An 11,615-nucleotide genomic window follows, 5' to 3' on the forward strand; every position below is an offset into this window, starting at 1 on the left:
AGTTTAATTACCTTCTATGACCATAGGCTTGCTTATAAGTGCAATAAAACTGATCAGTCTAGCAAAATACCATGTTCTCAATCTGTTAGTGGGCAGACCACTACTACATAGCCCTCTAATCATTTGGTAGTAATAGCATTAACAAAGCCTTTCTTTCGTAGTACCTTAAGCCCATATTTTAGATTTTTGATGGATCGTAAGCCTCTTTTTTACGATTTTAACTCTTTCAGATCCACTTATTTTAGGGCTCATAATGAACATTACTATTCTTGATAACGCAACGTTAGCTAAAACATCTCTTTCGTGTATAGAACAACTTGGTAAATTAACGACTTATGAACTTACCAGCCCAGAGCAAGTTATTGAGCATTGCCAAGGCGCTGATGTATTAATCACTAATAAAGCAGTTTTGAATCGCGATACAATTAGTCAGCTAACACAGCTGAAATTAATTTGCGTAAGTGCAACCGGTACTAATAATGTTGATTTAGAAGCCGCTAAAGAATTTGGTATTGCCGTAACTAATGTAGCTGGCTACTCAACCCCTTCAGTTGTTCAACATACATTTTCTTTAATTACTAACTTACTGGGTAACACCCACCGCTATCAGGCGGATTGCCAGCAAGGCGCATGGCAAAAAAGTGAAATGTTTTGCATACTCGATTACAGCTTTAACGACTTGCAAGGTAAAACATTTGCCATTATAGGCGGCGGTACGCTAGGCAAAGGCGTTGCTAAAGTGGCTGAGGCATTTGGCGCTAATGTTATTGTTGCAGAGCGTAAAGGGGTTAAATGTCGCGATGGTCGTACGCCTTTTGAAGACGTCATTAAAACAGCCGATATAATCAGCGTACACTGCCCGCTTACAGATGAAACACGTGATTTAATCGCACTTAATGAGCTTAAAATGATGAAGCCAAGCGCTATAATTATTAATACAGCACGTGGTGGTATTATTAACGAAGCCGACTTAGCAACAGCGCTTAAGCAAAACCTAATTGCTGGAGCGGGTGTTGATGTACTAACTAAAGAACCTGCTGAAACTTCAAATCCACTTGCTAATTACACAGGCAATAACTTATTACTTACTCCACATATTGCATGGGCAAGTACTGAATCTATTGTGCGTTTAATTAATGAAGTAAGTTTGAATATTGCGGCATTTACTAAAGGTGAATCACGCAACCGCTTGGTTTAATCATTTTATTGTAGTAATCAAATAAGCTAAAAAATGGCTGTTTTTACTAATATATTTAATATTTTATTAGATAAAAACAGCTTAACTCACTTAACAAACTGATTTATAACAACTTATCAATATGGTCTACTCTTTGCTTTAATACAGTTAATAACCAATTAAAAATCTTATTAAGGTAAATAAAAATGAAAAAATCACTTTTAGCAGCCGCTTTAATCGCTCCATTTTTAACAGGCTGTGTTATTGCCGTGTCAGATGGCGAAGCTGAGACTCATTGGGCAGGGAAAAACTCATCAAGCTGGCAAGCACAGCATAAAAATAATCGTGAAGTTATATCGGAGCTAAAAATGGATAGCAGCTACCAGTCTGTTTTAACGCAATTAAAAACGCCTAATTTCACTGAGCTATTAAAAAAAGATGACGATGTATACCAAGTACTTTTTTATGTAACGCATAGCAAGCATTCAGATTCAAAAACAACAAAAGATGAATGTACGCCACTTGTATTTAAAAATGATAAGTTAGTGGGCATTGGTGACACCGCTTTAGGTATGATCACGCAGTAACCAATAAAAAGTAGTTCGATACAAAAACGCCAATATATGAATATTGGCGTTTTTTGTATATTAAGTTTTTAGCGTGCGACTATTCTATCTCTCCCTGCATCTTTAGCGGCATATAAGCCTAAATCGGCCTCTTCTAACAATGCTTGCTCAGCATACACTTTACCACTTCGTGTAGTGGCAATACCTATACTTATAGTGATGTGGTCTGCATTTAATGAAGCTTTATGTTCTATATTCAAAGCATTTACAGCATTGCGTAATTTATTAGCAAACTCCATTGCCTCATGCTTATCAATTCCTGGTAGCACAGCAGCAAATTCTTCTCCGCCATAACGAGCAATAAAGTCACTGCCACGTTCACATTGAGCTGCAAGTGCTTGCGCAACATTCTTTAAACACTCATCGCCAGCACGGTGTCCGTAGCAATCGTTGTAACGTTTAAAGTGGTCTATATCCATAAGTAACACCGATAGCGGTGTTCCACTTCGCTTGCTGCGGCGCCATTCTCGAGATAAGTTTTCATCAAGGTAGCGTCTATTTGGTATTTCAGTTAAGCCATCTATCGAAGCTAGCATTTCTAGCAAATCATTTTTTTGCTTTATGAGGAGTTGGTTGCGCACTCTAACGCGAACAATAGAAGGACTAAATGGCTTGGTTATGTAGTCCATTGCACCGAGCTCTAAGCCCTTTGCTTCATCATCATGGCTACGATTGGCTGATATAAATATAATAGGAATAGACTGAGTTATTGGGTTTTCTTTAAGCTCCACAAGTACTTGATAGCCGTCAATTCCAGGCATAATTACATCAAGAATTATTAAATCAACTTGCGCTGTTTTTACAAAGGTCAGTGCTTTTTCACCACTTTCAACCAAGAACACGTCGTGTTCTGCTTTAAGTGTTTTTTCAAGTACTAATCTGTTGATTGGATCATCATCCACAATAAGTACTTTAGCTCTTTTCGACATCCCTAACCCCTAGCCCTTTTATAAAAACAATTACCTGTTCTAGCTGTATGATAAGCTCTTGTAGTGTTATTTCAATAGGCTTATTAGTTGTTTTAAGCGTTCTTTCACACAATAAAGCACAATGTGATAATCGTCTAAAACCTAAATTACCAGCTACACCCTTGATACTATGCACTAAACGTACCAAATCATCCTTATTGGTTGTTTCTTCTAGTTGCGATAGCTGGGTTTCACACAAGCTAGCAAATTTATCAATCATCGTATTAAGTAGTTTTTCATCCATACTAAACTGCGTTAAAGCAAATGATTTTTCAAAAAAGCTTGGTTTAACTAAGTTTAAATCAGCAATTGCATCAATAAGTACTTTAGCAACAACCGGTTTAGTTAAATGTTTATTCATGCCGCACTTTAAAGAACGTTCTACATCAGCAGGTTCACAATGAGCCGTTAAAGCAAAAATAGGCAGTTGCTTTGCGTCAAACTGTTGACGAATCAAAGCGGTTGCTTGACAGCCATCGATTTTCGGCATTTGCACATCCATCAATATTAAGTCAGGCTTTAAAACTTGCAATAATTCCATACCAATTGATGCGCTTAAAGCCGTGACAACATTTACGTTTGCTTGGCGAAGAACACTGCTAATTATTTCTAAGTTAAGCTGATTATCATCAATTGCTAATACAAGTAGACCCGATATATCAGCTTTACTTTCAGTTGAACTGTGTACTGCGGCACTTGTACTAACTATGGGCTTTTGCTGAGAGTTCAAACTAAATAGCCTTTGCCCTAATGCCGATGCTTTAACGTGATGCGCAGCTAAGTGCTCGCTTGTCGGTAAATTAAGTGTGTGCTGATGATTAATAATAATTACCGATGTTTCTTTAGCTGATAACGAATCATTAATCGCTTCAACATTTAAAAGTGCAGGTAAGTCAGCTGCATCAATTATTATTTTTTGAGTATTAGAGAGCTTAATTGGGTATTTTAGTACCTCATCTAAATTAATATTAGCAAGTTCGTTATATGCATTTGTCACCTGCTTAAGCTCTTTACTTTGATCAGATAAAATAGCCAATGTATTAGTCGGTAACACTGTGTTTTTAGTGGTATCAACTAAAAAGCTAATACTGAAATAAAATTCGCTGCCGTGGCCTTTTTTACTCTTTAAAGCAATCTCCCCACCCATTAACGATACTGCATGTTTAACAATAGCTAAACCTAGCCCAACCCCTTGGTGTATGCGTGTTGAAGATTCATCACCTTGAGTAAAAGCGTCGAATAAGCGACTTTGATCGGCTTCATCTATACCCATGCCAGTATCAATTACTTTAAAGCAAATATGCTGTTGCTCTAGGCTATCGCTTTCAATAAGTTCCATTTTTAAAGTAATGGAACCTGTTTTTGTAAACTTAACGGCATTAGTTAATAAGTTACCTAATATTTGCTGCAAACGTATACTGTCGCATATCAAATCAGGTGCTATTAGCGGGTCAATATCAATAAAAAATTCAATACCTTTTCCTTCGCACAATGGAGCCGTTAAGCTTTCACAAATATCTACTAGCTCAACCATGCTAAAAGACGCTTGTTTTAAATCGGTTTGCGAACCTTCAATACGTGCAAAATCAAGCATTCTATTAAGCATTAATAACAAGCTTTGTGCTGCATGCTTAGCTTGATCCGTTTGTTGTAATTGCTTTTGCGTTAAGCCCTGCTCAATTAACATATCAAGCAACCCTAAAACAGCGTTCAAAGGGGTACGTATTTCATGACTTAAATTGGCTATAAAGCGGCTTTTAGCTAGGGTTGCTCGTTCGGCATCAAGTTTTGATTTAGTTAAGGCACTCACATCCTGAATGTGTATAACATAATAAGCTGGATCGCGGTTTTCATCCCAGACAAGCGATACACTTAGTTGCAACCAGCTTGTTAAACCCCCTTGAGCAAGCGTTAAATGGTATACGCGTTTTTTGTCATCTAGCAATTGCGCTAATGTGCTTTTTATTTGCTGCCATTGGGAGTCATCAAATAATGCTTTCAACTGCTCCCCAACTAGTACTGGCTGATCAGAAAACTGCTTTCTTGCTGCTTTATTAACTTGTAATATTGTGTGTTCAAGCGAGAGTAAAACCACGCAGTTAGCCGCAAATTCAATGGCACTTCTAAATTTAGATTCAGATGATTTTAAGGCCAATAATGTTTGTTGCTGTTCAGTAATATCGCGGCCAATACCCATGGTTCCTAACAGGTGTTGGTGCTCGTTATAAAAAGGTGCAATAGTAAGTTGATACGATTTTGTATCGGTTTCTATTCGCTGTTCAACACTATTTCTGTTTTGTAATACTTGTTTTTCAAGCGCATTTATTTGCTGATCATTGTCACCTAAATCATCTACATATTTACCAACTAATGCAGTTTGATCTTTACCGATATACGCCTCAAATGCTTTATTGCATCCTAAGAATGAACCATCAATATTTTTAAAGTAAATAAGGTCTGGCACACTGTTTAGCATAGTGTTGAGTAAAGCTAAGTGGCGCTCTTTCGCTTCGTAACTGCGGCTAAGCTTTTCTGATTGCAGCTGAACTTGGTCGTCCAGAGCTTTATTTGCACTTTGTAATGAATCAACTAACTGTTTGTTTTTAGTAAATACACGCTTCACTTTAGAAAACCAAGGCTGCCAGCTCAGTGGTACTTTGTAATTTAGCTGCTCTTCTTGTTGTGTACCGTTACTCTCAAGGTATGACATTAAGTGAGTCATCGGCTTTATAAAAATGCGCTGACTTAACCAAAAAAACACGCCAAACATAATACTTAAAAATAGCGTTAAAAAAGTAAACTCTAGTAATATCTCATACTTAATTGAGCTTATTAATTGGGGTTTGTGCTCGTAAAATGCTGCGTGAATAGGTAACTCATCCATAGGCTGCATAAAGTAATTACTATCACTAGTTAATACTGTTTTTTGACTCTGATAATTGGCCAAGTCTGGCCAATAATTTTTTAACGCAGTCGCTTGCTCTATTATCTGTTTAGAGCTGGCGATAATTTGATGCGATTGGTTCATAAAAACGTATTCACCACTGTTCGGTGACACCTTTTTTAACCATCCAGAAATTGCTTGAACATCATAAATTAAAATAATGTAATCGGCTGAGCCTGTGCTTCGTTGTCGACCAATAGCAAAATACGAATTGTCATTCACTTTAACAATAGGACTTGAAGTAAGTTTGTTTTGCGCAAATTTTGGCTTAAATTTTCCATTTAAAATTTCAGTAAGCATTAAACTTTGGCTTTTGTTGTGCCTGCTTACATAAGCAAAACCATTATCATCAACATACGCTACAGCAGATAACGACTGCATTAACGCAAGCGTTGTATTAAACGAAGGCCCTAATGTAATAGCCTGCTGCCACTGCATTAATGCCTTAGCAGATAACGCAAACTCACCTTTACCCACTATTTCAGTACTTTGATCAATAAAATGACGATAATAGTAACCATCATATTGATTTATGCCTTCGAGCAAATCTTGGTTTATTTTGGGATAAGTCGCTTGCTCGTATAAGTTAAACATGGTGGTAAGTAGATTACTCACCGATTCCATCCCGTGAGTAACCTGTGCTGAAACATTTGTAAAATCAGCTTGGCGTTTTTCAACCGTCCGCTCAAGCTTTATATTATATAAGTGCAAGCACAGTAAAAAAGCGACAATCAATGGCACTAACAGCGCAATAAATAATGAACGATAATAATGCTTCAGAGGTAAAAAATTCAATGTACTGCCTGCCATTTGGCTCGAAAATCAATCGATAGACTATCGAGCCAATTTGTTAAGCGCAAGTTATAAATTTTCTTCTGCAAATGACGCTAAGCGACTACGCACAACACCGTTGAGGTTTATTGTTGCGCTGCCTTCAAAGTTTTTAAAGCGCTCTACTATGTACGTCAAGCCCGATGTTACTGGCGTTAAATAGTTACTATCAATTTGCGCCAAGTTACCTGTACAAATTAATTTAGTACCTTCGCCGCAGCGAGTAATAATCGTCTTAAGCTGAGATGCCGTTAAATTTTGGCTCTCATCTAAAATTACCACCGCATTTTGAATGCTACGCCCGCGCATAAAGTTAACCGATTTAAACTGTACATTAGCCTTCTCCATTATGTAATTTCGACTCGATATTGGATTTTCGTCGCCTTTGTGCAATACCTCCAGCGTATCAGTGATAGCTGCAAGCCATGGCGCCATTTTTTCCTCCTCCGTGCCTGGTAGAAACCCAATAGACTCTGCTATTTCTGGCGTATTACGGGTAACTATTACTTTATCGTAAATACCTTTTTCGATGACCATTTCAAGGGCGCTGGCAAGTGCTAACAAGGTTTTAAGGTATTATAATTTTAAATTAGACATACCGACCGACTGAGCGTAATCTTTATTTTTAAATGATTTTTAAAATCAATTACTGCATAAAAGGGTCTAACGGCGTTATCAAAATGAATAAACAAAATAAAAAAAGCATCCTCAGCAGAGCCGCACCAATTTTTACACGCTTAGCCCCTCTAGGTAGTTTACTCCGATGCTGTCTGGATAACTCAAAATGGGATGATGAAAATGTAAAAACAGAGTCAAAAGCTAGCTATGACCAAAGGCTCTCGATTTCCAAACTTTTGCCCTTGATTTTAGAGGATTGTAATAATTCAAGGCATTTGCTAAAACTGCTGAATTCTGACCTGAACAAACTAACGGTCAAAGATGTTTGGTTGGGCTTTAAATCAATTGAGTTATTGTTATTATCAAAGTTCTCGCATAACAAAGCATTAGCCTACAGCCGAAATTCAAGATACTTTCTAAAGGAGCATAGTCCCAAAAATGTTCAGGAGCTGTTCCCTGAAGCATATAGACCTTCCGTTCTCGGCCATATCGATTCTTATAAACCTAATTCGAAGGTTGGACTATTTGAAATCAACATTACTAGTAGTTTTGGAAAATTTTACATTGATCCTGATTTTTACGAACACTTATTTGTTGAAGGGTCAATTTTGGTCGATTTAATAGGCCAACTTGCGGTGAGTTCAGAAGCAATACCTCTAAGCGACATGAGGATTCTCCGAACAACATTGAATAAAATCAATTACTGGGGTACTAACAGCCCAACAATAAAGTTATTGAATCAATCATCTGCCACTGTGAATGCAGAGAGCCTGTTAGAATCTATTAGAAGTTTTGAAAAAGAGTTGTATCTCAATTCACAAGATAAGCGACCAGAGCTAGTTAGCAGTCAATTTAGAAAGTTACTGTTTACTTATGCTTTTCCTAACAATCCTGAACTTGCAGAATTAAAAGGCACGTACAAATCGGTATTTAATGCCAAAGGAACTCTCAACTTTATACCTAGTTACACTATTAATACGGATTTAGGTCATTTTAAGATTGATACATTTCAAATACCCACAGTTGCTAAAACTGATGGTATTGCAGCTAAAAATTTATCCATCCTAGAGAAGCAAAGCTTTAAAAATCCTATACATCAGCAAGATATAAATAACATATTTGAAGTCTTGAAAGCTATTGAAAAACACGATCTGCAAAACGCCCATTTTGTGTTATCTAGACCTAGCGCTTTAGCTTTGCCATTTCATATAAGAAAAGCTTTCAAGGAAATAGAAACGTATATTACTTCCAACTTTGTGCATAACGCCATTGAGGTGTTCTCATTATTCCTGCGATTTGTATCAATAGACACAACACCAACGAAAAATGGTAAGCCCTTTGGAGATATCTCTTATCAGCCAGAGTATGCTCCTAAAGCGGAATCAATTTCATTTCAAACAGTTTCAAAAAGCAATGGAAAGAAAAATTTCTCTTCAACGTCAATAAATATCACTAAGATAAAAAAAATTTCGTCGTCTGATGGAATACTATATAAAAGCTTAATTAAACTGAAAAAAGAATCCGAAAATAAACCAGTAACATTAACCACGCTGAGAAACTTAAACCTGACGTTGAATTGCATTATTAATACAGCAAGCGACAATGATTTGATATGTGATTTGCTGAATAGCCCAATAGAGCATTTAAATCAAAGAGATTTCAGGTTAGCCTTTAAGCAATTGGAAGATATTATCGACGAACAAGATATATCTATTAAGTCCAATAAAAGCCAATCATTAAGAACATTTCTAAGCAAATATGCTGGAAAAATTAACAACAAAATAGCAGTCAAAAACTGTGGATTTAATTCTCGGTTCAAGGCATCAAAAGAAATTAACGCTCAGAAGCTTATTGAACCAATTGATTATAATGGTGACTTACTTCCGAGTCCGACACAAACCCAACATCTTTCACTTGTAGAACTCAAAAAGTCAATCAATGACTATTACCAAAAACCAATAAATCAGGTTTTGGAGGCATGTAAGAAAGAGATTCAATCTTATAAGGGACTGCTAAGTAAATACGAAAAATACAGTCAAAAAGATGAAGAGGGACAATACAAGATTAGATTTCCAGAAGCGTTAGCTGATCTTGTTAAGCTAGATCAGGGAAGTCAAAAACGTGACAACCGCAAATTAAGTGACAGTATTTTAGAGTCGTATTCAAGTGAAATGGTCTTAGCGTGTTACACGAGAGCACAACATGAAATGGGGACTGTAGGAACGATTTACTGTACAAACAAGAGTAAATTAATACCTAAGGAAGTAAAGCATTGGTTTAGCCTCACAGGCAAAGGGTTTAGTGATTTATTTTGGTTTGAATTGCTACTGCCAAAGAACGTATTGTTAGCATGTTTTCTTCGATTGGTTGTTAGGACAACTTGGAATAAAGACGCTATCGCTCAACTATCTACTAAAGACATTCCTGAGACTATACCTAATGACGAATATAAGATAACGGGTTTTAAAGATAAGGTTGGTAAACCTACTAGTGAGGTAAAAATTGAACCTCATGAAAAAGAAATTAATGAAACCATTGCTTTACTCATTCAGCACAACCAAAACATGAGAATGTTGGGTTTTACACCTGATGCTATTTGGGAAACTCCGAAATCAACTAATCTGAGCTTCCTAAACTCAACTTTGGCACAATTCATAGAGCATTATCAGCTTCCTCGCTTCTCTATTGAGCTTTTGGCTAAGCACATGATCAATCTAAGAAAAGGAATTGATGGTGATCTATTCAAATCACAACAAGAAAGAAACCATGCATCGAGTCGAGTGACTGCTAGCTACCTTACTCACCCAATAGCATTAGTGGAGTACGAAGCAAATAATGCTGATTTTCAACGTAGGTTTGAGACTACGGTTCAATTTCGCCATGATGAAAATAAACTAGAAAAGTACGGTTTCGCTAAAACTAACATTGACGAAAATTTATTGATCGCGTCGAACAATCTAGATGATGAAAACCTGCCTGATTGGTTCTTATTACCTGATGGTTCTTCTTGTATGGATATTTTCGCCAATGTCGATAGATCGAAAAAAGATTCTTTTTGTAAGGGAAGAAAGTGTCACTCAGAAGGCGGATGTGAGTTTAATCGAGTTGAAATAGGGGTAACTGAATTCACCCATACATTACGTCAGCAGGCATTCTATATAAGTCGTGGAGAACACCTACTGAATAAACGTGGAAAAGAGTATTTTGACGAGTATATAGCGCCAAGTATGAGGTTTACATTTGGCTTAGTGAAATATGTAGAGTACACCAACCCTGTGCTGTTTAATAAAGCCAAGGAGGCAATGAATGATGAAAGGTAACCTTAAATATCAATTCATTGATGAAACGTCCGCCAAATCATTTTGGTCATCACACAAAGACCAAATGATAGAAAACGCAAAAGGATTAGTTCTAACGGATGAAAAGCTATCTATTCAAGGCACCGAACTACATTATAGGGCTGTAGTTGAAGGGAAAGAGCAAACAGGCTCAATAGACTTGGCTGAAGTATGGATTCCGGGAGCCATTGGCTGGCAACATCCGATACCACTTTTGCTTCATAAAGATTACGTCAAAGCAATAGTTGATGTTGTAGATAAGTATGCTAACAATGCTAAGCACACCATTTCGTTTGCCAAAACAGGTGTTATTTCTCAGTTTAATATTGCTTCCCAGTTCGTAGAGTATTTTTGCCTTAATGGGCATATACATTTATCACACATCACTAAGAAGCATATTGAGGGACTTAAAAGTGTACTTAAGAGAGGTGGTATACCATCTATGTTAAATATTCCTCAACGTCTGGAGAGCTTTATAGATAAACTAATTGAGGAAGATAATTTAGAGCCATATTTAAGAAGAGATGATAGAAGCAAAAACGCCAAGGTTAAAGGCATTCAAATACCCAAACTAGCAAAAGCTATTGGCTGTGTGAGTTTAGCTAACCAAGTACCTAAAAGTATCTACCGAAAAATTTACCATCACTTACAAGAGAAAGGTGTTACGGTGAGACAGGAATTTGGTCAGAAAGGTATTGAAACTGGAGGTCAACCGAGTCAAAAATCTTTCGGCAATTGGTTTAGTATTTGGAACCAATTCGCAAAATTAGATACTGCTGATCAGCTACAAATAGTACCTTTTCCTGAACCATATAAATTATCTAAAGATTTAGGAAAGCAAGCCGGTAGAACAGGCAACCTTGATGTTGAAGATGTTGTGAACTTACTAGGAAGTTCACACCAGTGGCTTTACGAAATATCTTCCATATTAATTTCATTGGTAAAACAGGTTTGTAGAGAAAAAGACAAGTTGTTGTCTGATGGGGTTTCTGAAGATTATATTCAAAGAACATTGCTTCCAGAGTTTGTTGGCAAGTGTAGTGGCATAGTTAATTTGGCCACCCATTAAGAAAGAAATGTTATGCTAATAAGCATACAAATTTGGGTGAAAAA

At 36.8% G+C, this 11,615-nt stretch carries 6 protein-coding genes and 1 pseudogene; 4 read left to right on the forward strand and 3 right to left on the reverse strand.

What is annotated here, in order from left to right:
- Positions 1-253 precede the first annotated feature (253 nt).
- Positions 254-1,198, forward strand: coding sequence for a D-2-hydroxyacid dehydrogenase (locus I6E69_RS16915; protein ID WP_182712855.1), 945 nt, complete (start codon positions 254-256; stop codon positions 1,196-1,198).
- Between the two features lie 185 nt (positions 1,199-1,383).
- Entirely contained in the window at positions 1,384-1,764 is a 381-nt protein-coding gene (locus I6E69_RS16920; protein ID WP_024596200.1) for a DUF3192 domain-containing protein, read from the forward strand.
- Between the two features lie 68 nt (positions 1,765-1,832).
- On the opposite strand, the gene I6E69_RS16925 is transcribed toward I6E69_RS16920, so the two are convergent.
- From I6E69_RS16925 to I6E69_RS16935, 3 genes and pseudogenes are all read right to left on the reverse strand, one after another.
- Complete coding sequence (locus I6E69_RS16925) at positions 1,833-2,732, reverse strand: diguanylate cyclase (RefSeq protein ID WP_197121708.1); 900 nt, start codon at positions 2,730-2,732, stop codon at positions 1,833-1,835.
- Positions 2,716-6,525: a PAS domain-containing hybrid sensor histidine kinase/response regulator gene (locus tag I6E69_RS16930; RefSeq protein ID WP_197121709.1), complete on the reverse strand. Its 3,810-nt coding sequence runs from the start codon at positions 6,523-6,525 to the stop codon at positions 2,716-2,718. Before I6E69_RS16930 ends, I6E69_RS16925 begins: the two co-directional genes overlap by 17 nt.
- A 51-nt stretch (positions 6,526-6,576) precedes the next feature.
- Positions 6,577-7,116 (reverse strand): annotated as a pseudogene (locus tag I6E69_RS16935) (PhoH family protein); the annotation flags it as partial.
- A gap of 110 nt (positions 7,117-7,226) precedes the next feature.
- On the opposite strand from I6E69_RS16935, the gene I6E69_RS16940 reads away from it, so the two are divergent.
- Positions 7,227-10,484, forward strand: coding sequence for a hypothetical protein (locus I6E69_RS16940; RefSeq protein WP_149981293.1), 3,258 nt, complete (start codon positions 7,227-7,229; stop codon positions 10,482-10,484).
- Entirely contained in the window at positions 10,471-11,571 is a 1,101-nt protein-coding gene (locus I6E69_RS16945; protein ID WP_197121710.1) for a hypothetical protein, read from the forward strand. The genes I6E69_RS16940 and I6E69_RS16945 overlap by 14 nt, the downstream gene beginning before the upstream one ends.
- The last annotated feature ends 44 nt before the right edge of the window (positions 11,572-11,615 follow it).

This window comes from Pseudoalteromonas sp. NZS100 (genome assembly GCF_015864815.1).
Lineage (GTDB): Bacteria > Pseudomonadota > Gammaproteobacteria > Enterobacterales > Alteromonadaceae > Pseudoalteromonas > Pseudoalteromonas distincta.